This is a genomic window from Kocuria sp. HMSC066H03 (assembly GCF_001812045.1).
Classification (GTDB): Bacteria; Actinomycetota; Actinomycetes; order Actinomycetales; family Micrococcaceae; genus Kocuria; species Kocuria rhizophila.
On the sequence record NZ_KV807506.1, the window covers coordinates 719,947 to 742,153 of the forward strand.

At 69.7% G+C, this 22,207-nt stretch carries 16 protein-coding genes; 9 read left to right on the forward strand and 7 right to left on the reverse strand.

Annotated elements, in window-relative coordinates:
- The first annotated feature begins 8 nt into the window (after positions 1-8).
- From HMPREF2833_RS06680 to HMPREF2833_RS06690, 3 genes are all read left to right on the forward strand, one after another.
- Entirely contained in the window at positions 9-782 is a 774-nt protein-coding gene (locus HMPREF2833_RS06680; RefSeq protein ID WP_070637037.1) for an enoyl-CoA hydratase/isomerase family protein, read from the forward strand.
- Positions 783-961: 179 nt separating this feature from the next.
- A complete protein-coding gene (locus tag HMPREF2833_RS06685; protein WP_070637039.1) occupies positions 962-1,813 on the forward strand; it encodes a formate/nitrite transporter family protein in 852 nt (283 codons plus the stop codon).
- Between the two features lie 315 nt (positions 1,814-2,128).
- Positions 2,129-4,123: a M13 family metallopeptidase gene (locus HMPREF2833_RS06690; protein WP_070637576.1), complete on the forward strand. Its 1,995-nt coding sequence runs from the start codon at positions 2,129-2,131 to the stop codon at positions 4,121-4,123.
- Between the two features lie 196 nt (positions 4,124-4,319).
- On the opposite strand, the gene HMPREF2833_RS06695 is transcribed toward HMPREF2833_RS06690, so the two are convergent.
- Positions 4,320-4,775, reverse strand: coding sequence for a DUF4190 domain-containing protein (locus HMPREF2833_RS06695; RefSeq protein WP_070637041.1), 456 nt, complete (start codon positions 4,773-4,775; stop codon positions 4,320-4,322).
- 150 nt (positions 4,776-4,925) lie between these two features.
- Here HMPREF2833_RS06695 and HMPREF2833_RS06700 point away from each other — a divergent pair, with 150 nt between their 5' ends.
- From HMPREF2833_RS06700 to HMPREF2833_RS06710, 3 genes are all read left to right on the forward strand, one after another.
- The gene (locus HMPREF2833_RS06700; RefSeq protein WP_070637043.1) at positions 4,926-5,318 is read left to right on the forward strand and encodes a YidH family protein; all 393 of its coding nucleotides are present in this window, start codon (positions 4,926-4,928) and stop codon (positions 5,316-5,318) included.
- Positions 5,315-5,656, forward strand: a complete 342-nt coding sequence (locus HMPREF2833_RS06705) for a DUF202 domain-containing protein (RefSeq protein ID WP_070637045.1) — start codon at positions 5,315-5,317, stop codon at positions 5,654-5,656. The genes HMPREF2833_RS06700 and HMPREF2833_RS06705 overlap by 4 nt, the downstream gene beginning before the upstream one ends.
- A gap of 279 nt (positions 5,657-5,935) precedes the next feature.
- Positions 5,936-7,327 carry an amino acid permease gene (locus HMPREF2833_RS06710; RefSeq protein ID WP_223110053.1) on the forward strand — a complete coding sequence of 464 codons (1,392 nt, stop codon included), beginning with the start codon at positions 5,936-5,938 and terminating at the stop codon, positions 7,325-7,327.
- 171 nt (positions 7,328-7,498) lie between these two features.
- On the opposite strand, the gene HMPREF2833_RS06715 is transcribed toward HMPREF2833_RS06710, so the two are convergent.
- Positions 7,499-8,788: an adenylosuccinate synthase gene (locus HMPREF2833_RS06715; protein WP_070637049.1), complete on the reverse strand. Its 1,290-nt coding sequence runs from the start codon at positions 8,786-8,788 to the stop codon at positions 7,499-7,501.
- A 263-nt stretch (positions 8,789-9,051) separates the two neighbouring features.
- On the opposite strand from HMPREF2833_RS06715, the gene HMPREF2833_RS06720 reads away from it, so the two are divergent.
- Positions 9,052-12,912 (forward strand): S8 family serine peptidase, encoded by a 3,861-nt coding sequence (locus tag HMPREF2833_RS06720; RefSeq protein WP_070637051.1) that lies wholly within the window; start codon positions 9,052-9,054, stop codon positions 12,910-12,912.
- A 167-nt stretch (positions 12,913-13,079) separates the two neighbouring features.
- Here HMPREF2833_RS06720 and HMPREF2833_RS06725 read toward each other — a convergent pair whose 3' ends face one another.
- Positions 13,080-14,258, reverse strand: coding sequence for a polysaccharide pyruvyl transferase family protein (locus tag HMPREF2833_RS06725; RefSeq protein ID WP_070637053.1), 1,179 nt, complete (start codon positions 14,256-14,258; stop codon positions 13,080-13,082).
- Positions 14,259-14,517: 259 nt separating this feature from the next.
- Between HMPREF2833_RS06725 and HMPREF2833_RS06730 the strand changes: the two genes are divergently transcribed.
- Positions 14,518-15,993, forward strand: coding sequence for an amino acid permease (locus HMPREF2833_RS06730; protein ID WP_070637055.1), 1,476 nt, complete (start codon positions 14,518-14,520; stop codon positions 15,991-15,993).
- A gap of 205 nt (positions 15,994-16,198) precedes the next feature.
- On the opposite strand, the gene ald is transcribed toward HMPREF2833_RS06730, so the two are convergent.
- The 4 genes from ald to HMPREF2833_RS06750 all read right to left on the reverse strand — a co-directional run bounded on the left by ald (position 16,199) and on the right by HMPREF2833_RS06750 (position 20,661).
- Positions 16,199-17,287: an alanine dehydrogenase gene (gene ald / locus HMPREF2833_RS06735; RefSeq protein ID WP_070637056.1), complete on the reverse strand. Its 1,089-nt coding sequence runs from the start codon at positions 17,285-17,287 to the stop codon at positions 16,199-16,201.
- Positions 17,288-17,488: 201 nt separating this feature from the next.
- A complete protein-coding gene (locus HMPREF2833_RS06740; RefSeq protein ID WP_246829088.1) occupies positions 17,489-17,911 on the reverse strand; it encodes a DUF3151 domain-containing protein in 423 nt (140 codons plus the stop codon).
- 123 nt (positions 17,912-18,034) lie between these two features.
- The gene (gene fbaA / locus HMPREF2833_RS06745) at positions 18,035-19,057 is read right to left on the reverse strand and encodes a class II fructose-bisphosphate aldolase (protein WP_047978389.1); all 1,023 of its coding nucleotides are present in this window, start codon (positions 19,055-19,057) and stop codon (positions 18,035-18,037) included.
- 224 nt (positions 19,058-19,281) lie between these two features.
- Positions 19,282-20,661, reverse strand: coding sequence for a lipase family protein (locus HMPREF2833_RS06750; protein ID WP_070637059.1), 1,380 nt, complete (start codon positions 20,659-20,661; stop codon positions 19,282-19,284).
- A 280-nt stretch (positions 20,662-20,941) separates the two neighbouring features.
- Between HMPREF2833_RS06750 and HMPREF2833_RS06755 the strand changes: the two genes are divergently transcribed.
- The gene (locus tag HMPREF2833_RS06755; RefSeq protein WP_070637061.1) at positions 20,942-22,078 is read left to right on the forward strand and encodes a diaminopropionate ammonia-lyase; all 1,137 of its coding nucleotides are present in this window, start codon (positions 20,942-20,944) and stop codon (positions 22,076-22,078) included.
- The last annotated feature ends 129 nt before the right edge of the window (positions 22,079-22,207 follow it).

Sequence of the window (22,207 nt, forward strand, 5' to 3'; positions counted from 1 at the left end):
AGAACACCGTGATCGACCTGGCCATCGAGGACGAGATCGCCCACGTGGTGCTCAACGCACCCGAGAAGATGAACTCGCTGGACGAGTCCGCGCTGCACGAGCTGACGGATGCCTACACCGAGGCGGAGGCGGCCGGTGTCCGGGCGCTGCTGCTCACGGGTGAGGGCAGGGGTTTCTGCGCGGGCCGGGACATCTCCGGGGTGGATCCTGCCACGGACGACACCGAGGGCTACCTCACCGGGACCCTCCAGCCGTTGCTGCAGCGGATGTCCGCGTTCCCCGCGCCCACGTTCGCGGCGGTGCAGGGCGCGTGCCTGGGCGTGGGGCTGGGCCTGGCGATCGCCACGGACGTGGTCTACGTGGCGGAGAACGCCAAGATCGGCTCACCCTTCGCGAACCTGGGCGCCACGCTGGACTCCGGCGGGCACGCGCTGTTCACCGAGCGGCTCGGCGCCCACCGCACGCTGGACCTCATCTACACCGCGGAGCTCATGAGCGGCGCGGAGGCCGTGGCGTCCGGGCTGTTCTCCCGCGCGGTGCCCGCGGAGGAGCTCATGGACTTCACGCTCACGCGGGTGCGCCGTGCCGCCGGCGGGGCCACGCAGGCGTTCGTGGCGTCCAAGGAGCTCGTGGCGCAGATCCGGGACCAGCGGATCGGGCTGTGGGAGTCCATGGCCGCGGAGAACGCCGCGCAGACCGCGCTGTGCGCCACCGCCGACTACCGCGAAGGCTTCAAGGCGTTCCAGGAGAAGCGGAAGCCCGAGTTCACCGGCAAGGGCTGAGTGCGGGCCACCCCCGAAACGCCCCCGGAGCAGGCCCGGGCACCCCTGGACGCCCGGTGCATTTACTCCGTTAGTGCAGAAATCCGGCGTTCGTTCTGCGCTTGCTCCGCTAATGCACGCCGTGTGCGGTGGCGCGGGCGCGCGCACCGGGGTCTTCCCCGTGCCCTACGCTGAACCCCATGGCCGCCACCCGAGACAGTGAGACCGCACGGCGTTCCTCGGGGCGCACGGACCAGCCCCTCGAGGACGAGCTGGTCGAGGAGTTCAAGAACACCGTCCAGGAGGGCACGGACCGGTTGCACCGCACGTGGCGGGCGCTGATCGTCACGGGGCTGTTCGGCGGGATCGACGTGGGGCTCGGGATCATGGCCATGCTCGCCGTCATGGACGCCACCGGCTCCAAGCTGCTGGCCGGAACGGCGTTCGGCATCGGTCTGCTGGCCCTGCGCCTGGCCCACTCGGAGCTGTTCACGGAGGACTTCCTGCTGCCCATCAACGCGGTGGTGGCCGGCCACGGCTCGTGGTGGGCGCTGCTGCGGCTGTGGGGCGTGACCCTGGTGACCAACCTGGTGGGCGGGTGGGCGTTCATGTGGGTGGTGGTTGCCGCGTTCCCCGATTTCTCCACCACGCTCGTGGAGGTGGCCACCGGGTACGTCTCGGACGGGTTCGGCACGGATACCGTGTGCCTCGCCCTGCTGGCCGGTTCCACCATCACCCTGATGACGCGAATGCAGCAGGGCACCAACAGCGACATGATGACCGCCGTGATCTCCCTGATCGGCGGTTTCCTGGTGGTGGGCCTCGGCATGCTCCACGGAGCGCTGAACTCGATCGTGATCTTCGGAGCCATGCACGCCGGCTGGGACTACTCCTACCTGGACTGGCTCGGGTGGTTCGCATGGGTCATCCCGTTCAACATGCTGGGCGGACTCGTGATCATCTCGCTGCCCCGCCTGGTCCGCACGTGGGAGCTGCTCATGGCCGAACGCCGCGGAGAGAAGATCTCGGATGCGGAGCCCGCGGACGCCTGACGCGGACACGGCTCGTGACCTCCGCGGTCGGACCACCCCCGGCAGCGCCGACCCGATCCCAGCACCCAGCACCCAGCACCCGGCACCCGGCACCCGGCACCCGGCACCCGGCACCCAGATTAAGTGCAGCTTTTGCCACATTTCGCGCTCTGTGTGGCAAAAGCTGCACTTAATCCTGGTCGGGTGGGGGCCCCGGCGGCCGTTCGCGCACAGCGGGGTGCGGGTGGCGGGCGGGCCCGCCGGACGGGTTTAGCCGTCCGCAGATTCGACCCGCCACCCGTGGAGCCGCTCAGCGCTGGTGGTTAGCGTGTGACCATGACGACTTCTGTGTTCGACCTCGACGCCTTCGACCGCTCGGTCCGTCCCCAGGACGACCTCTTCCGCCACGTCAACGGCACGTGGCTGCGCACCGCGCAGATCCCCGACGACAAGGCCAGCACCGGTGCCTTCGTCGAGCTGCAGGACCAGGCCGAGCAGGCGGTGCGGGAGATCATCACGGGCGCGAGCGCGGACGGCGAGCAGGCGGCGTCGGCGGGGGAGCAGAGCGCCGAGACGAAAATCGCGCTGCTGTACCGGTCCTTCATGGACACCGAGCGGATCGAGGCGCTGGGCACCGAGCCGCTGCGCGAGGACCTGGACGCCGTGGCCGCGATCGACTCCCCGCGGGCTCTCTCGCGCTGGTTCGGCACGGCCATGCGGCGCGGCATCGGCGCAGCACTGGACATCGACCTGGACTCGGACCCGGGTGACCCGCAGCGCAACCTCGTGTTCGTGGGCCAGTCCGGGCTGGGCCTGCCGGACGAGGAGTACTACCGCGAGGAGCAGTACGCGCAGATCCGTGAGCAGTACGTGACGCACGTCCAGACCATGCTCGAGCTCGCCGGGTTCGACGACGCCGCGCAGCAGGCTCGCGCGGTTGTGGACCTGGAGACGCGCATCGCCTCCCACCACTGGGACAAGGTCACGGTCCGGGACCTCACCAAGATGTACAACCCCATGAGCTTCCAGGAGCTCACGGGCCAGACGCAGAACCTGGACTGGAACGCGGTCCTCGAGGGCATGGGTCTCACGCCGGAGCACCTGGCCACGGTGGTCAACGCCCAGCCGAGCTTCTTCACAGGCCTGGACGAGCTGCTCACCCCGGACGAGCTGGACGCGTGGAAGTCCTGGGCCCGCTGGCACGTGGTCTCCTCCCGTGCCGCGTACCTCTCGGAGGCGTTCGTGGCCCAGAACTTCGCGTTCTACGGCACGGTGCTGTCCGGGACCCCGCAGCTGCGCGAGCGGTGGAAGCGCGGCGTCGGGCTGGTGAACGGCGCGCTGGGCGAGGCCGTGGGCAAGCTCTACGTGGCGGAGCACTTCTCCCCCACGGCTAAGGCCCGCATGGACGAGCTGGTGGCCAACCTACTGGACGCGTACCGGGACTCCATCGAGAACCTCGAGTGGATGACCGAGGGCACGCGCGCGGAGGCGCTCAAGAAGCTCTCCGGGTTCACCCCCAAGATCGGCTTCCCGGAGAAGTGGAAGGACTACTCCGCCCTGGAGATCCGCGGGGACGACCTCGTGGGCAACGTGGTGCGCACCACCCAGTTCGCGGTGGACGAGCTCGCGCGCAAGGCCGGGCAGCCCGTGGAGAAGCACGAGTGGCTCATGACCCCGCAGACGGTCAACGCCTACTACCACCCGCTGCGCAACGAGATCGTGTTCCCCGCCGCCATCCTGCAGCCCCCGTTCTTCGACGAGACCGCAGACGACGCCGTGAACTACGGCGGCATCGGCTCGGTGATCGGCCACGAGATCGGGCACGGCTTCGACGACAAGGGCTCCACGTGCGACGGCGAGGGCCGGCTGCGCAACTGGTGGACCGACGAGGACCGCGCGGCCTTCGAGGAGCGCACCGCCCGCCTCGTGGGCCAGTACGCGGCTCTCACCCCCGCCCAGTTCGGTGACGACGACGCCGCGCCGCACGTCAACGGCGAGCTCACCCTGGGCGAGAACATCGGAGACCTGGGGGGCCTGTCCATCGCCTACAAGGCATGGAAGCGCGCCCAGGAGAAGAGGCCGACGCCGGACACGGAGAGCATCGACGGCTACACCCCCGCGCAGCGGCTGTTCATCTCGTGGGGCTACGTCTGGCAGGAGAAGTCCCGGGACGAGGCCCTGCGCACGCGCATCGCCACGGACCCCCACTCCCCCGCCGAGTTCCGCGCCGGGCAGACCCCGCGCAACGTGGACGCGTTCTACGAGGCGTTCGACGTCACGGAGGGCGACGGCATGTGGCTGCCCGAGGAGGAGCGCGTCACCATCTGGTGACCCTCCCCGGGTACGACGACGGCCGGTTCCCTCGCGCTCGAGGGGACCGGCCGTCGTCGTCACGGACTCGTGGAGCCGGCCTGCGGTGTCCCACGAAACCGCCCGGGCGGGAGGCGGGGCACCTCACGGGTGGGTGCCGAGTGACAGGGTGTGTGCGGCGGTGCCGCGAACCTGCCCAGCGCTCCGCCCTGGAACGTCAGACCGAGGAGTCCGCCACGCTCGGCATCTGGGTGATGAACACTCCCCACATCACCAGGATGAACACGAGCCAGAGGATCACGAGCACCAGCATGACCAGCCCCACCCAGCCCAGCACCTTGCCCGCGGTGGCTCGGCCGCCCAGCTTCTCAGCCTTGTTCGCCTGCCACAGCGCGAACGGCGCGAGGAGAGGGAGGACGGTGACGGACAGGATGCCGAGCACCAGGGACGTGTCCGTGCTCCTGGTGGCCTCCGCGTAGCGCTGCGCGTCCTGGGGGCAGCCGGGAACGTACTCCCAGCGCCCCGCCGGCTGGGCGTAGGGGTGGTACTGGTTGGTGTCCACGGGCACGCCCCGAGCTTCCTGCGGATCCACGGAACCGTGGTGTCGCTGCGGGCCGCGAGGGACGTCCTCGTGGTTCCGGGGTTCCCGGGTCGGCTGGTTGCTCGAACTCATGGTGCGTCCTCCAGGACGTAGGTATTTGCGAGTGCGACCATCCTCTCCCGGGTTGCTCCCAGGAACAAGGAGCCGGGACTGGGCACCGGTCGTCCGCTCCGGATCCGCCGTACGGCATACCATCGGGGGAGGAGCACCCCGAGGAGGACCGTGAGCCATCCCGAAGACCCGGACGCGCGCCGTCGTGACCCCGTGAGCCGCCGCCTGCTGCGCGGCGGGACAGAGCCGGACCCCCGGTTCACGCTGGCCAACGAGCGGACCTTCCTGGCCTGGATCCGCACCTCCCTGGCCTTCCTGGCCGGGGGCATCGCCGTGGAGGCGTTCACGGGCGACATCTTCGACCTGGCACTGCGGAAGGTGCTGTCCATCGTGCTGCTGCTGCTCGGCATGCTGCTCAGCGCCGGAGCCGCCGTGCGGTGGATCAAGGTGGAGCGGTCGATGCGGCACAAGACCCCCCTGCCGCTCCCGCTGATCGCCCCGTTCGTGGCAATCGGCGGGGCCATTGCCTCCGGCGTCCTGGTGGCCGTGGTCCTGGCGCGATGACCTCCCCACCGGCCGCGAACGTGTGCGGGCACGACGACCCGGGGCTGCAGCCCGAACGCACCGTGCTGTCCTGGGGCCGCACGCTGCTGTCACTGTGCGGTGCGACCGCTCTGCACCTGCGGTGGCTCCCGACGCACGGCGCCTTCGTCCTCAGCCTGCTCATCGTGGCCCTGAGCCTCGCGGCCGGTATCTATGCCACTCAGCGCATGCGCTATCGCCGCTCCGTCACCGGTATTGCCACTGACGAGATCACCCCCGACGCCGCCTCTGTCCTCCTGACCGCCGCGGCCTGCGTGCTCCTGGGACTGCTGGGTATCGTGGCCATCCTGTTTTTCTGAGGAGTTGTCACCACTTAGGCGGGTCCGGGCGTGGGAATGCCCCGCGAGCCGGACGGGCCGCGCATAATGGCGGACAGCCGCAGAACCGCTGCGCGACCCCGGATCCACAATCCCTGGGAGGACCCAGTGTCTTCATCTTCATCCGGCGGCGGACACGCCGGGGCGGCCACCACGCCACCCCACGCCACTGTCAACCGCCAGCCCGATCCGCAGCAGCCCGGCCAGGGAGATCCCGCTGACGGCTCGCTGCAGCGCACCCTGAAGTCCCGCCACCTGACCATGATCGCCATGGGCGGTGCCATCGGCACCGGCCTGTTCGTGGCCTCGGGCAACTCCATCAACACCGCGGGCCCCGGCGGCGCGCTGGTGGCGTACGCGGCCATCGGCCTGATGGTGTTCCTGCTCATGCAGTCCCTGGGCGAGATGGCCACGCACCTGCCGGTGGCAGGCTCTTTCGAGGAGTACTCCACCCGCTACATCAGCCGCTCGTTCGGCTTCGCCATCGGCTGGAACTACTGGTACAACTGGGCCATCACGGTGGCCGCAGAGCTCGTGGCCGCCGCGCTGGTGATGCGCTACTGGTTCCCGGACGTTCCCGCGTGGATCTGGTCCGCCGTCTTCCTGGTCATCCTGTTCGCACTCAACGCCCTGAGCGCACGCGCGTACGGCGAGGGCGAGTTCTGGTTCTCCCTGGTGAAGGTGATCACCGTGGTGATCTTCCTGATCCTGGGCGTCCTCATGATCCTGGGGATCCTGGGCGGCCCCTCCCCCGGGTTCCACAACTGGACCGCGGGCGAGGCGCCCTTCGTGAACGGGTTCACGGGCATCATGTCCATCTTCATGGTGGCCGGCTTCTCCTTCCAGGGCACCGAGCTCGTGGGCGTGGCCGCCGGCGAGGCGGAGAACCCCGGCGAGACGGTCCCCAAGGCCATCCGCACGGTGTTCCTGCGCATCCTGCTCTTCTACATCGGCGCGATCACCGTGATCGGCTTCCTGATCCCCTACACCGATCCCAGCCTGCTGGCGAGCGACGTGGAGGACGTCTCCATCTCCCCGTTCACGCTGGTGTTCGAGCACGCGGGTGTTCTGGCCGCGGCCTCCGTGATGAACGCGGTCATCCTCACCGCGATCCTCTCGGCCGGCAACTCCGGCCTCTATGCGTCCACGCGCATGCTCTACGCCCTGGCGAAGAGCGGCAAGGCCCCGCGCTTCCTCGCCACGGTCAACCGCCGCGGCGTGCCCATGCACGCGCTGCTGGCCACCACGCTCATCGGCATGTTCTGCTTCCTCACCACTCTGATCGGCGAGGGAGAGGCGTACGTGTGGCTGATCAACGCCTCCGGTCTGGCCGGGTTCATCGTGTGGATGGGCATCGCGTGGAGCCACTACCGGTTCCGCAAGGCCTACGTCCTGCAGGGCGGAGATCCCAAGGACCTCACGTACCGGGCGCGCTTCTTCCCGATCGGGCCCATCGTGGCACTGGTCATGTGCGCCATCGTGATCGTGGGACAGGGGTACAGCATCTTCACCTCCGGGGACGTCAACCCCCTGAGCCTGCTGTCCTCCTACCTGGGCCTGCCGGTGTTCCTGGCCCTGTGGCTCGGCCACAAGCTGGTCACCAAGGACAAGCCGGTGGACCTGCGCACTGCGGACGTGACCCCCGGGCACTGACCTCGGCACCCAGCGCTCCGTGGCGCGGCTCGGTGCGCGGGCGTCGTCGTACGACGCCGCCCGCGCGCTCGCCCAGGCCGGCCACCCGCCCCGCGGGAACCGTCCCGCAACGGGAGAACCGCCCCGTTCTCTGGAGAGAGCGGGGCGGTTCCGTGTCTGCGGGCGGACGGGTCAGTCCGCGATCAGGTCCCGCACCACGATGGTGTCGTCGCGGTCCGGCCCCACGCCGATGGCCGAGATCCGGCAGCCGGACATGGCCTCGAGCGCGTGGACGTAGTCCTGCGCGTTCTTCGGCAGGTCCTCGAGCGACCGTGCTCCCGTGATGTCCTCGGTCCACCCGGGGAACGTCTCGTAGACCGGCTTGGCGTGGTGGAAGTCGGACTGCGTCATGGGCATCTCGTCGAAGCGCTGACCGTCCACCTCGTAGGCGACGCACACGGGGATCTCCGTGATCCCGGTGAGCACGTCCAGCTTGGTGATGAACAGGTCCGTGAAGCCGTTGATCCGCGCGGCCTGGCGGGCCATGACGGCGTCGTACCACCCGGTGCGGCGGGGACGGCCGGTGTTCACGCCGAACTCCCCGCCCGTGGTGCGCAGCCGCTCCCCCATCTCGTCGAAAAGCTCGGTGGGGAACGGGCCTGCCCCCACCCGGGTGGTGTAGGCCTTCTGGATTCCGATCACGCGGGCGATGCGCGTGGGGCCCACACCTGAACCCACGGAGGCGCCGCCGGCCGTGGGGTTGGAGGAGGTGACGAACGGGTAGGTTCCGTGGTCGACGTCCAGGTAGGTGGCCTGCCCACCCTCCATCAGGACCACCTCGTCGCGGTCCAGGGCCTCGTTGAGCAGCCGGGTGGAGTCCACGATCATGGGGGACAGTCGCTCCGCGAAACCCATGAAGTACTCCGCGATCTCGTCCACCTCGAACGCCCGCCGGTTGTAGAGCTTGACCAGCAGCTCGTTCTTCTGACGCAGCGCACCCTCGATCTTCTGCCGCAGGATGGATTCGTCCAGCACGTCCTGCACCCGGATGCCCAGGCGCCCGACCTTGTCCATGTAGGTGGGGCCGATGCCGCGCCCGGTGGTGCCGATCGCGCGCTTGCCCAGGAACCGCTCGCTGACCTGGTCCAGCGTCTGGTGGTACGGCGCCACGAGGTGCGCGTTCGCGGAGATCCGCAGGTGCGAGGTGTCCGCGCCGCGCGCCTCGAGACCGTCGATCTCCTCGAAGAGCGCCTGGGGGTTGATCACCACGCCGTTGCCGATCACGGACGTGGCATTGGGGCTCAGGATGCCTGCGGGGAGGAGCTTGAGCTCGAACTTCTCGCCGCCCACCACCACGGTGTGCCCGGCGTTGTTGCCGCCGTTCGGCTTGACCACGTAGTCCACGCGACCACCGAGCAGATCCGTGGCCTTACCCTTGCCCTCATCGCCCCACTGGGCGCCGACGATCACGATTGCTGGCATGGAATCACTCTCTGTGCGGGTGCGGCCCCGGGGGCCGGAGGAACCAACGGCCCAGTCTACCCGGAGCGCCCGGGAGGCCCGTGTGGGCGGGGCGCCGCGACCCGATCGGCGCCGGGGATGCTACTACCGCGCAGTACCCAGCTCATTTTCAGGTGTAACACAGGTGATTTTTACGAAATCGTTGCTTTTCACTGCAGAACAGCGCACCCTGGGGGCACTGTGATGCATCTCACGGCATCGCCCCCAATGTCAAAGGACGAGACATGAATCACGAAACACGAGCAGGTCGCGGCAGAGCCGCCAAGACCTGCCTGGCTACAGCCCTGGGCCTGTCGCTGGCCCTGGGAACGGTGCTGCCGGCCAGCGCCGTGGACATGACCCCGGCACCCAAATCGGATGACCTCAACACCCAGAACCCCGACAACCTCATCAGCTCCGAGCTGAAGAAGGCCGAGGGTCAGGTAGCCGTCTTCGTCCAGCTCAAGGGCCAGAGCGCCTTCGAGGCCACGCAGCCAGCAGGCGTGCGCACCGGGGGGCAGAACCCGGTCCAGGCCGCCGCCCAGGTCCAGGCCATCCGCCAGTCCGTGGACAAGGCCAGCACCACCCTGGCCTCCGAGTCCGGCTCCGAGGTGCTCTACACCACGGCCAACGCCATGCGGGGCGTGGCCCTCCAGGGCGATGCCGCCAAGCTGCGCGAGCTCGCCAAGCGCTCCGACGTCGTGAAGGTCTCCAAAATCGTCCCCAAGTTCCGCAACAACGCGGGCTCGGTCGTGGACACCGCCACCTTGGACTCCTGGACCCAGACGGGGCAGACCGGCAAGGGCGTCAAGGTCGCGATCATCGACTCGGGCATCGACTACACCCACGCAGACTTCGGCGGACCGGGCACCGCCGAGGCCTATGCGAAGGCCAAGGCGTCGAACGACCTGCCGTCCAAGGACTCGGGGCTCTACGACCCCAAGAAGTTCGTGGGGGGCTACGACCTCGCCGGTGACGACTACGACGCCCGGATCCCCACCAGCGTGGCAAAGCCGGACAACAACCCGCTGGACTGCGAAGCAGGCGGTCACGGTACGCACGTCTCCGGCACCACCGCCGGCTACGGTGTGGGCGAGGACGGCAAGACCTTCCGGGGCGACCACACCAAGCTCACCAAGGACCAGGTGGGCAAGATGAGGATCGGTCCGGGCACCGCCCCCGGGGCCGAGCTGATCGGTCTGCGGGTCTTCGGCTGCGAGGGCTCCACCAACCTGGTCATCGACGCCATGGACCGTGCTCTCGATCCCAACATGGACGGGGACTTCTCGGACAAGGCGGACATCATCAACATGTCCCTGGGCTCCGACTTCGGCCCGGCCGACGATCCCCAGAACGACCTGATCGACGCCCTGTCCCGACAGGGCATCCTCTCCGTCATCGCGGCGGGCAACGCCGGCGACTCCCACGAGATCTCCGGTTCACCGGGCAGCGCGCGTTCCGCCCTGACCGTGGCCAACTCACAGGGCAGCACCGCCGTGCAGGACAAGGCCGAGGGCCTGTCCCCGGACAGCGCCAAGGGTGAGCTGATCGGCTCGTACAGCGGCAGCTTCAACTACGCGGGTGCCAAGCCCGAGCAGCTCGAGGGCAACGTGGTCGTGGCGCCTCAGGACAACAAGTTCGGCTGCAGCCCCTTCTCGCAGGACTTCGCGGGCAAGTGGGTCATGCTCGACTGGGAGGACAACGGCCCGTTCCCGTGCGGCTCGAAGGTCCGCTTCGACAACGTGGCCGCTGCCGGCGGCAAGGGCGTGGTCCTGGAGTCCGACTACTCGGTGGACCCCTCCGCCATTGCGGGCAACGCCAAGATCCCCGGTCTGCTCATGAGCAAGGAGTCCGTGGCCAAGATCAAGCCCGCGGCCCAGGCCGGCGGCGCCAAGATCAAGATGTCCCCGGAGTGGATCGGTGCCGCCAAGGCGCAGACCGGCCACAAGGACCAGGTCAACGACTCCACGTCCCGCGGCCAGCACGGTAGCAACGGCGTCATCAAGCCCGACGTCGCCGCGCCCGGCACCGCGATCGGCTCGGCCGGTGTGGCCCAGGGCAACGGCGTGGCGGTCATGACCGGCACCTCGATGGCCACCCCGCACGTGGCGGGCATCGCCGCTCTGGTGCAGCAGAAGCACCAGAACTACAGCCCGCAGCTGCTCAAGTCCGCCATCATGAACACCGCCGTCCACGACGTGCACGCCGCGAACGGTGCGACCTCCGCGGTGGACCGCGTGGGTTCGGGCCGTGTGGATGCACTGCGCGCCGTGAACCAGGACGTGATGGTCTACGACAAGGCTGATCCCGCACTGGTCTCCTCGACCTTCGGCGTCACCGAGATCAAGGACGGCAAGCAGAGCTTCTCCCGTGAGCTGGTCCTGGACAACGCCGGCGGCGCCGCGCACACCTACAAGGTGCGCTTCGACGCCTCCACCGACGTTCCGGGTGTGACCATCTCCGCTCCGAGCTCCGTGACCGTCCCCAAGGGCGGCAAGGCCACCATCAAGGTGACCGCCACCGTGGACCGGGCCCAGATGAAGAAGACCCACGACCCCTCGGAGGCCGTGACCCAGCTGGGAGAGGCGCGTCAGTTCCTGGCCACCGAGTCGGGCCGCCTGGTGCTGAGCGAGAACGGCAAGGACATGCGCCTGCCCATGTCGATCGCGCCGAAGCCGTCCGCGGACATGCGCGTGGACAACGCCAAGCTGGACCAGTGGGACAAGAACAACACGAGCAGCGTCTCCCTGGCCGGCACCGGCCTGGACCAGGGCGGCTGGAAGTCGGCCGTGGGTGCCTTCGAGCTGGGTGCGAAGTCCGCTCGGATGGACGCCACCGACCTTGCCGGCGGCAACTCCCAGTTCGCGGACCTGCAGTACGTGGGAACGTCCTCCAACATCCCGCAGCTGAAGGCCGAGAAGGGTGATGTGGCCAAGGACGGCCTCATCAACTTCGGCATCTCCAGCTGGGGCAACGCCTCCACCATCAAGCCCGACGTGGAGGTGGAGATCCCCATCGACACCTCCGGTGACGGCCGCCCCGACTACTACGCGGCGCTGAGCCGCGTGGACGGTCTGGACTACCCCGTGGTGAATCTGTACGGCTACGTCAACGGTGAGCTCACGGTGATCGACAGCCAGCCGCTGAACGGTTCCTGGGGTGACGTGGACACCAACACGTTCGACACGAACGCCATGGTGATGCCTGTCAGCGCCGCCAAGATGGGCATTGATCCCGCCAAGGCCGACACCAAGCTGACCTACCAGGTGAACACCTACTCTGCGAACGTCAACGGCGCGGTGGACCGCTCAGGTGCCATCACGTACAACCCGGTCAACCCGAAGGTCTCCTTCCGCGGTGAGAAGTTCAATGCGTCGCTGTTCAACGACCAGCCCGGCAAGAAGCTGACCGCGCACCGAGCGTCCGGCTCGACCAAGGGTGAGGCCCTGTTCCTGCACCTGCACAACGCCACCGGGGACCTCTCCGGCATCAAGGCGGGCCAGGACGGCGCCAAGGCCGAGGTGAAGACCGTGCAGTCCCCGGCGGCACCGCCGGAGACCCAGAACCCGATGTTCAAGGACGTCCCGAAGAGCCACGTGTTCTACTCCGAGATCTCCTGGCTGGCCAACAAGGGCATCACCAAGGGCTGGCCGGACGGCACGTTCCGCCCGGGCCAGTCCGTGCAGCGTGATCAGATGGCCGCGTTCCTCTACCGGATGGCCGGCTCGCCTCAGTACACCCCTCCCACGAAGTCTCCCTTCAAGGACGTGCCCACCAGCCACGTCTTCTACAAGGAGATCTCCTGGATGAGTGAGCAGGGCATCACCAAGGGTTGGCCGGACGGCACGTTCCGCCCCGGTCAGCAGATCAGCCGCGAGCAGATGGCCGCGTTCTTCTACCGCATGGCAGGTTCGCCGGCCTACACCGCCCCCGCGAAGTCCTCCTTCAAGGACGTTCGCACCAACCAGGAGTTCTACAAGGAGATCTCCTGGATGAACAGCGTGGGCATCGCCAAGGGCTGGCCGGACGGGACCTTCCGTCCCTACGAGCCGGTCAAGCGCGATCAGATGGCTGCCTTCCTCTACCGGTTCGACCAGATGAAGTAGCCCACAGGGACGGGTTGCGGCACCCCCGCTGATCCGCCCCGTCAACCGCAAGGGCCCCGTGACCTCCACTCCAGGAGGTCACGGGGCCCTTGGCGTGGCAGTGGGACCAGGTGCGCGGCGAGCGTACGACGCCCGAAGGTCAGGGTCCCGGGCCCCGTGACCCCCGCCTACCGCCCGTAGAGCTGGGCGGCCTCGTCCCGCTTGGCCCGGACCGCCTCGGCAAACCCGGAGGGCGCGGCAAGCGCCTCGAGTCCCACGGGGTCCAGCTGCTCCCCGGCATGCCTCACGGTCCACTGGGAGCCGGCCTCCACCACGGACTGGTGCTTGACGTCGTAGTACCCGGGCTTGCCGCTGAGAGCAACCCCCCGGGCGCCGTGCAGGGCGGCGATCAGATGGTGGTGGAACCGGGTGGTGAGCCACACCTGGTGCGAGCCGAAGGTGAAGTCCCCGTCCCACGCGGCTTGGAAGGGGATGAACCCGTCCGGTGCCACCACGTCCCGCAGCCGGTCGAAACCCACGTAGTCGTCCCCGGGAATGGCCTCCAGGTAGCGCACGGATTCGCGGGGCAGATCCCACCGCTGCAGCTGGGCGCGGGCGAATTCCAGCATCCTCTCGAGTGCTCCCTCGGCCAAGGTGTCGGATTGGATGCACAGCACCACTTCCGTGGGCGTCCACGGTCCGTCCGCCCCGGCGCTGACCCTGCCCCCGCCCTGGTCGCCCAGCAGGCCCAGGGTTCGCGCGTGGCGGGGATCCTCTGCGAGGAGGAAGGCGTCGTCGAACCCCAGGGGAATCCCGGCGGCGTCGGCGCTGGGACGGTCCCGCACACTGAGGTGGTCCAGGTCGGAGAGGGGATCGCCGGCGAAGGGCATCAGGCCCTGGCCCGTGGCGAACAGCCGTGCTCCGGAGAGTTCGCGGACCGTGCGCATGGCGTCGACCACCTGGAAGTTCTCCGGCCAGTTCGCGTGCAGCACCCCGCCACCCAGCAGGTGCACCGTGCCCGCTTCCCGCAGCGCGAGCAGACCGGCGTCGTACTTCGGGGAACCGAGGTCCTCGATCAGGCTGCGCATGGAGCGGTCCAGACCGTGGAACCTCTCGTGCATGGCTCGGAACACCGTGTTGACCACGTGCAGGCGCGGGTGCAGTCCTCGCAGCAGGGCGGTGACGGTCCCCGGCTCCCGAACGTCCAGCCACACGTCCGTGGTGGGCGCCACCCTGGCGAGGTGGTTGACCCAGGCCGCGGCGATCAGCTCGTCCCCGAAGTTCGGGTAGCCGGCCCAGGAGATCAGGTAGATGGGCTGCCTGCGGGTGCGAGGGACGCGGCGGTGGTCCTGCAGAAGATTGCGCATGACCGCAGACTACCGACGGCCCGGAACCTCCGCTCGACGTCAGGGCGGTGTGACCGGCGGCAGTGGTGGCGTGGCGGACGGCTGCGCCGGGGGCTCCCCCGGGCGCCGCAGAACCGGGACACCGCCGCGGTCAACGGGCCGCGGTTGCGCGCCGCCCGCCGTGCCGACGACGCTGTCCCCCGCCGGCGTCGACGGCTCCGCCCTGCCCCGGCCGGTGGCCGACAACGGCCCGCTGGGCGTCCGGGTAATCTTTTCTCCCATGACCTCCCCGCGCGCTCCCCACCATTCTCCCGCCGAGTCCCCGGGAACCGGCTCGGGCAGTGTGATCCACGGGGGCAACCGGGAGCACACCCCGCACGTGCCCTCGGGCCCTGAGCACGGCAGCTACCTCAAGCCCCGGCACCTGGTGATGATGGCGCTCGGCTCGGCCATCGGCACGGGGCTGTTCGTGGGCACGGGTGCCGCGATCCGGACCGCCGGTCCCGCCGTGCTGATCTCCTACCTGGTGGCGTGCACACTGCTGGTGCTGGTGATGCGGGCCCTCGGTGAGATGGCCGCGGCGGACCCCTCCTCCGGGGCGTTCTCCACGTACGCCGGCAAGGCACTCGGGCCCACGATGGGCCGCGCGCTCGGCTGGCTGTGGTGGGCGCAGATCGTGGTGGTCGTGGCCGCGGAGGCCACCGCCGCCGCGCAGCTGGTCACCGAGATGTGGCCCTCCCTGCCGCAGTGGGCGTGGGCGCTGATCTTCATGGCGGTGTTCACCGTGATCAACCTGGTGCGGGTCGGAACACTGGGCGAGGCCGAGTTCTGGTTCGCACTGCTCAAGGTGGCGGCCGTGGTCGGGTTCCTGGTGGTGGGCGTGCTGCTGCTGATCGGCGCGCTGGACGTGCCGAGCCCGGGACTGTCCAACCTCACCGAGCACGGCGGCTTCATGCCCAACGGCCTCACGGGTGTGGCCTCCGCCCTGCTGGTGGTGGTCTTCGCCTTCGGTGGCACCGAGCTGGTCACCATTGCCGCAGCGGAGACCGAGGACCCCCAGAAGAACGTGGCCGATGCCATCCGCACCATCCTGGTGCGCATCCTCATCTTCTACGTGGGTTCCGTGTCCGTCATGGTGCTGGTCCTGCCGTGGGACAACGAGGGCCTGTCCTCCAGCCCGTTCGTGGCCGTGCTCACCGAGGCCGGGATCCCCGGCGCGGACGTGCTCATGAACATCGTGATCGTGCTGGCCCTGCTGTCCGCACTGAACGCCAACATCTACGGCAGCTCCCGCATGCTGTTCTCCCTGGCCCGCCGCGGCTCGGCCCCGCGCGCGCTGGCGAACACGACGCCGCGCGGTGTGCCGCGTGCGGCGGTAGTCGCCTCGGTGGTCTTCGGCTTCATCGCCGTGGTGCTGAACTACCTGTGGCCGGAGACCGTGCTGAACGTGATGCTCAACCTGCTGGGCTCCACGTGCCTGGTGGTGTGGGGCATCGCCCTGGTCTCGCAGATCATCCTGCGCCGGCGCATGGACCGCGCTGGTGAGTCCTCGCCGCTGCGGATGTGGGCCTTCCCGTGGCTCTCCTACTTCGCGCTGGCCCTGCTCGCGGCCATCGTGGTCATCGGACTGCTGGACCCGGCCGTGCGCATCCAGTTCATCGCCACGTTCGTGCTGGTCTGTCTGATCGCCCTGGCGTGCAAACTCTTCATCCGCAACGACGACGCCGCCCGGCCCGCTCCCGCACCCACCTCCTGACCGCGGCGCGGGACCCGGTCCAGGGCGCGAGCCCTCCGGCCACGGCACCGGCTTGCGCCGGCGAGGGGGGCGGTGGACGCGGTGGGCGCCCCTCCATGACACCGGCACCGGCCGCCGCAGGGAACGTTCCCCGCGGCGGCCGGTGCCGGCGCGTCGTCGTGCGCGGTGCCGCACCGCGCGCGTGGTGCAGCCCGAGCCGCGGCGCTCAGACCGCCGAGGGCAGGTCCGGGAAGGTCTCCGCCACGCCCGGCGTGTGGAGCTTGCCGCCACGCGTGGAGAGCCCGGTGGCCAGAGCGGCGTCGGACTCCAGGGCGGCGTCGATGCCGCCGGCGAGGCGCATGACGTACGGCGTGGTGGCGTGCGTGAGGCCCTGGGTGGCGGTGACGGGCACCGCACCCGGGAGGTTGGCCACGCAGTAGTGGCGGATGCCGTCCACCTCGTACACGGGGTCGTGGTAGGAGGTGGGGGGGGTGGTCTCGAAGCAGCCGCCCTGGTCCACGGCCACGTCCACCATGAGGGCGTGCGGCTTGAGCAGGGACAGGTGCTCGCGGCGCACGAGCTTGGGGGCGGCGGCACCCGGGATCAGCACGGAGCCGACCACCACGTCCGCGCGGGGCAGCTCCTCCTCGATCCGGTGGGCGTCGCTCATCAGGACACGGGCGTGGGGGAACAGGGCGTCCAGCTGGCGGATGCGGTCCCCGTTGGCCTCCAGGATGGTCACGTCCGCACCGGCGCCCACGGCGGCGCGTGCGGCGTGCTCGCCCACGGTGCCGCCGCCGATCACCAGCACGGTGGAGGGGACCACACCGGGCACGCGGCCCAGCAGGATGCCTGAGCCGCCGGCGTGGAACTGCAGGTGGTGCGCGGCGTTGGCGATCGCCAGGCGCCCCGCGATCTCGGACATCGGGCGCAGCAGCGGGAGGGTCCGGCCCACGCGCACGGTCTCGTAGGCGATGCCGGTGACGCCGCTGTCCAGCATGGCCTCGGTCAGCTCACGGCTGGCCGCGAGGTGCAGGTACGTGAAAACGGTAAGGTCGGAGCGCAGGAACCCGTACTCCGCGGGGATCGGCTCCTTGACCTTCACGAGCAGCTCGGCCTGGGCCCACGCCTCCTCCTGGGAGGTGAGCTGCGCGCCCGCCTCGCGGTAGTCGTCGTCGGAGAACCCGGCCCCCAGACCGGCGCCCTTCTCCACGAAGACCTCGTGGCCCTGGGCGGTCAGCGAGGTGACCATGGTGGGGGTGAGGCCCACACGGGCTTCTTCGGGCTTGATCTCGCGGGGGACGGAGATTCTCATGACGGCACGCTCCTCGTGGGAAGTCCATGGGCGGCGCGCAGCACGAGGGGATGTACTCGGACTCCGCGCTGAGCCCCTGATGTGTCCCCATTGTGTCCCACGGGACTGACAGGGAGCAGGGGCCCTCCCGAATGTGACCGAGCGCCCGCCCCCACACGGGAACGGGCGCTCGGGAGCCGCACGGCGCGGCGGAGACAGAGGTCAGCGGGCCTGGATCTGCGTCGCCGCCTCCGGGTCCGAGTCGTTCAGGAACTTCTCGATCCGGGCAGCCTCGTCCGACTCACCGATCTGCGCGGCGGCCTGGCCGAGCGCGGCGAGCGCCCGCAGGAACCCGCGGTTGGGCTCGTGCGCGTACGGCACGGCGCCGTGGCCCTTCCAGCCGTGGGCGCGCAGCGAGTCCAGGCCGCGGTGGTAGCCCACGCGCGCGTACGCGTAGCCCTCCAGGGTGCGCCCGTCCGCGAGCGCCTCCTCCGCGAGGATCGCCCACGGCAGCTGCTCCTTGGGGAAAGCGGCGGCGAGGTCCTCGGCCTCGTCACCGGCCTCGAAGCGCGCGGTCATCGCCTCGTTCTCCTCCAGGTGCGTGGGCTCCGGTTCGTCCAGCAGGTTCTTGCCGAGCAGTGCCACGGTGGTTCCTTTCCACGGTCGTGCGGGGTTCGCTGCCACTGTACGCACGGTTCACGACGCCGCTCCACAGCACGGCGGCGCCCCGCACGCGGACGTGCGGGGCGCCGGAGAGAAACGTGCGGGCTACTTGATGGACGTGCCCGCGGATCCGAGGTTCTGGCAGGCCTCCACCACGCGGGCGGCCATGCCGGTCTCGGCCTCGGCGCCCCACACGCGGGGGTCGTACTTCTTCTTGTTGCCGACCTCGCCGTCGATCTTCAGGACACCGTCGTAGTTGCTCAGCATGAAGCCGGCCACGGGGCGGGTGAACGCGTACTGGGTGTCGGTGTCCACGTTCATCTTGATCACGCCGTAGGAGACGGCATCCGCGATCTCCTGGGCGGTGGAGCCGGAGCCGCCGTGGAACACGAGGTCGAACGGGCGGTCCTTGCCGATCTTCTTCCCGACCTCGTCCTGGATCTCCTTGAGCAGCTCGGGGCGCAGGCGCACGTTGCCGGGCTTGTAGACGCCGTGGACGTTGCCGAAGGTCAGGGCGGTGATGTAGCGGCCCTTCTCGCCGGCGCCGAGCGCCTCGATGGTCTTCATGCCGTCCGCCACGGTGGTGTAGAGGGAGTCGTTGATCTCGCCGACCACGCCGTCCTCCTCGCCGCCCACGGCGCCGATCTCGACCTCCAGGATGATGTGCGCCTTGTTGGTGCGCTCCAGCAGCTCCTGGGCGATCTTCAGGTTCTCGTCCAGGGCGATCGCGGAGCCGTCCCACATGTGCGACTGGAAGATGGGGTCCTCGCCGCGGGCCACGGCCTTCTCGGACTCGGCGAGCAGCGGAAGCACGAAGCCCTCGAGCTTGTCCTGCGGGCAGTGGTCGGTGTGCAGGGCGATGTTGACGTCGTACTTCTTGGCCACCTCCCGGGCGAACGCGGCCATGGCCAGCGAACCCGTGACCATGTCCTTCACGGAGGAGCCGGACCAGTACGCCGCACCGCCGGTGGAGGCCTGGATGATGCCGTCCGAACCGGCCTCGGCGAAACCGCGGATCGCGGCGTTGAGCGTCTGCGAGGAGGTCACGTTGATGGCCGGGTACGCGAAGCCCTTCTCCTTGGCCCGGTCGATCATCTCGGAGTAAACGTCAGGGGTTGCGATGGGCATGGAGTGCTCCTTCTTCTGGGTTCCCGATGCACGGTTGGACCGTGGCCTGAGGCCTGTTCCCAGTCTAGGCGACCAGGGGCCTGGCTCCTGTGGCGCGGATCATGATTCGACCGCCGTCACATGCTTTTTTGCAGGTCCGCGGCGGGCACGACGCCGCCGCACCAGCACCGCGCCCCGGTCCCGCGTGTTTGCGGTACCGGGGCGCGGCAGCTCAGCTCACGGCCTCACAGCCGCCAGCACGAGCTGGTTTGCGGGATGCCGTTGAAGCGGGCGTCCAGGTAGGCGAGCATCGAGGGGATGCCTTCCACGTAGCCGCCCAGGTGGGTGGGGGTCACCAGTGTCTGCAGGGACACGTTCGTCCCGGCGGTGCACCAGCTCTTGGCGAGGTTGCGCCCCGCCTGGTAGGGCACGACGTCGTCCGCGAGCCCGTGCGCGACCCGCACCGGCACGGCGGGGTGGCGGCCCGTGGCGCCGTTGTCCTGAGCCTTGAGGTACGCCTTCAGCTCGGGGTCCTCGAGCAGCTGGGAGAACGAGCGACCGTCTGCCGTGAGGGTCGTGGAGGGCACCAGGGCTTCACCCAGGACACCCCCGATGACGCAGCTCTCCTGGGCCTTGTCGTAGCGCTTCTGCCCCTCCGCGTTGAGCTTGCTCCGCACGTCCACCCCGGAGTCCTGGGCGGCGCCCATCACGTAGAAGGACAGGCCCGTGAACAGGCTGGAGTCGATCTTCTTGCCCGTGGCCACGAGGTCCGCGGGCGGGGCGCCCACCCACGCGCTCTTGATCCTCAGCTCGGGGGCGTACTGGGGTGCCATCTCCACGGCGGAGGCAGTGGCTCCGCCACCCTGCGAGTAGCCCACGGCGGCCACGGGCGTGGTGGCGTCCATGCCCTTCACGCCGAGGCGCTGCGCGGCACGCACCGCGTCCAGCACGGCGTGGCCCTGGTCCACGCGGTTCATGTAGGTGTGGGTGCCCTCGGTGCCCAGTCCGATGTAGTCCGGAACCACCACGTTGTAGCCGGCGTTGACCAGACCGGCCAGGCTGATGCCCTCGTAGTTCATGCCCATGGCCAGCTGGCGGGAGGGGGCGCACGGGTCACCCATGCCCTGCGTGCCCGGGGACAGCACCACCAGCGGGCGCGGGCCGGCCTTCTTCCACGCCGCCTTGGACTCCAGCACGGTGCCCGTGGTGGGCACGGCCTGGTTCTTGCTGTTGGTGGTCTTGTACATGATGCGCGTGGCGGACGCGTTGGGCTTGATCAGCTTGACGGGGTCCAGGTAGAACGTGGAGGCCTCCGAGCGCACCACGTCCCCGTCCGTGGCCGGCAACTGGGCCGGGGTCTCGTAGAACGCGCCGCCCGTGGTGGCGGAGAGCTTCTGCAGCGCCTGCCCCCGAGCCACGTCCTCCCGCGTGAGCCCCTCCTCCTGCAGTGCCTGGTCCTGGGCGGAGCGTGGCAGCTCCGAGAAGCCCCCGTCCGGCGGCGGACTCGCCGGGGTCTCCGCATGTGCGGGCTGCAGACCCGCCAGCAGCAGCCCGACCCCCAGGGCGAGAGCACCCACTGAGCGTCGGAGGGGCATGGGCCGTGCAGTCGTTGAAGTGGGAGCCATGTGAACCTCCGGTGATGTGACGTGACTCACGTGACGGTACGGTGACTTGGCGGCCCCGGCCAGAGTTCGGGAGACCACGTGTTGCCCCTCATTTGCATGCAATGACATGGGCTTGTACGGGCCACCCACTCCCGCCCCCGACGGCAGCACACCCGTTCAGCCACCACGGCGCCAACCACCCGAGGGGATCGCACCCTCCGGTCAATTTGAAGCAACGCAGGACAATTACGTGTAGAAACTACTGCTTTTCTTATTCTTCAGACGCCGGGAGCATGGAGGCATGACCACCCCACACACCGCCTCCCCGTACCTCAACATCCACGCCGCCCAGTGGCGCACCACTCCCGGGCGGGCCTCCGCCCACGAGCTGCACCGCAGCATGACCGGCTACGCCCCCACCGCCCTGCGGGAGCTGCCCGCCCTGGCCGCGGAGCTCGGCGTCGGCCGGGTGTTCGTCAAGGACGAGTCCGACCGCCTGGGCCTGCCGGCCTTCAAGATCCTCGGTGCCTCGTGGGCCGTGTGCCGCGCCGTGGCCCAGCGGATCGGGCTGCCCGCCGAGAACATCACGGTCGAGAGCCTGCGGGACGGTCTGCGCGCCGCGGGCTCCCCCCAGCTCACGATCGTCACCGCCACGGACGGCAACCACGGCCGCGCCGTCGCCCGCATGGCCGCCCTGCTGAGCCTGCGCGCCCGCGTCTACATCCCGGGCGGCGTGGGTGACACCGCCGTGCGGGCCATCGAGGCGGAGGGCGCCCCGGTCGTCTTCGGCGGGCCCTCCTACGACGACGCCGTGGCCACCGCCGCGCGCTCGGCCGCCGGTCCCGACGAGCTCCTGGTCCAGGACACCTCCTGGCCGGGCTATGAAGAGGTGCCGCGCTGGATCGTGGAGGGCTACATGACCCTGTTCGCCGAGGCCGACGAGCAGCTCGCGGCAGCAGGCACCCGCGGCCCGGACCTCGTAGCCTGCCCCGTGGGGGTCGGCGCCCTGGCCCACGCCATGGTGGACCACTACCGGGGCGTGGCCCGCAGCACGGCGGCCCTGCTCACGGTGGAACCGCGCACCGCGGACTGCGTCGCCCGGTCCTTGCGGGCCGGTGAGCCCGTCACGGTGGACACCTCCGCTCCCACGATGATGGCCGGACTCAACTGCGGCACCCCGTCCGGGATCGGGTGGCCCACCATCCGGGACGGGGTGAGCGCGGCGGTGTCCGTGACCGAGGACGAGTGCCGCCGCGCCGTGGGCGATCTGCAGGGACTGGGGCAGGACTCGGGACCGTGCGGAGCGGCGTCGTTGGCCGGGGTGCGCGAGCTGCTGGGCGCGCCGGGCGCACGCGAGGAGCTGGGGCTGGGCGAGGACTCCGTGGTGCTGCTCATCAGCACCGAGGGGATCGGCGCCAACCCGTTGCCCGCCGCGTGACACACTGAGCCACGAGACAGGGGCCCGTGGCCCCGCGGCGCCTCTGACGGGGGCGTAGCGCGCACGGCGACGCCCCGACGACGACGCCCCGCGCCCTGCCGCCGCACCGCAGCGCCGTGCCGACCGCCC

Excerpts from the sequence above, each read along its gene's own strand:
- HMPREF2833_RS06685 (WP_070637039.1), top strand. The coding sequence starts at position 962 with ATGGCCGCCACCCGAGACAGTGAGACCGCACGGCGTTCCTCGGGGCGC.
- HMPREF2833_RS06690 (WP_070637576.1), top strand. The coding sequence starts at position 2,129 with ATGACGACTTCTGTGTTCGACCTCGACGCCTTCGACCGCTCGGTCCGT.
- HMPREF2833_RS06695 (WP_070637041.1), bottom strand. The coding sequence starts at position 4,775 with ATGAGTTCGAGCAACCAGCCGACCCGGGAACCCCGGAACCACGAGGAC.
- HMPREF2833_RS06705 (WP_070637045.1), top strand. The coding sequence starts at position 5,315 with ATGACCTCCCCACCGGCCGCGAACGTGTGCGGGCACGACGACCCGGGG.
- HMPREF2833_RS06710 (WP_223110053.1), top strand. The coding sequence starts at position 5,936 with ATGATCGCCATGGGCGGTGCCATCGGCACCGGCCTGTTCGTGGCCTCG.
- HMPREF2833_RS06715 (WP_070637049.1), bottom strand. The coding sequence starts at position 8,788 with ATGCCAGCAATCGTGATCGTCGGCGCCCAGTGGGGCGATGAGGGCAAG.
- HMPREF2833_RS06720 (WP_070637051.1), top strand. The coding sequence starts at position 9,052 with ATGAATCACGAAACACGAGCAGGTCGCGGCAGAGCCGCCAAGACCTGC.
- HMPREF2833_RS06725 (WP_070637053.1), bottom strand. The coding sequence starts at position 14,258 with ATGCGCAATCTTCTGCAGGACCACCGCCGCGTCCCTCGCACCCGCAGG.
- HMPREF2833_RS06730 (WP_070637055.1), top strand. The coding sequence starts at position 14,518 with ATGACCTCCCCGCGCGCTCCCCACCATTCTCCCGCCGAGTCCCCGGGA.
- ald (WP_070637056.1), bottom strand. The coding sequence starts at position 17,287 with ATGAGAATCTCCGTCCCCCGCGAGATCAAGCCCGAAGAAGCCCGTGTG.
- fbaA (WP_047978389.1), bottom strand. The coding sequence starts at position 19,057 with ATGCCCATCGCAACCCCTGACGTTTACTCCGAGATGATCGACCGGGCC.
- HMPREF2833_RS06750 (WP_070637059.1), bottom strand. The coding sequence starts at position 20,661 with ATGGCTCCCACTTCAACGACTGCACGGCCCATGCCCCTCCGACGCTCA.
- HMPREF2833_RS06755 (WP_070637061.1), top strand. The coding sequence starts at position 20,942 with ATGACCACCCCACACACCGCCTCCCCGTACCTCAACATCCACGCCGCC.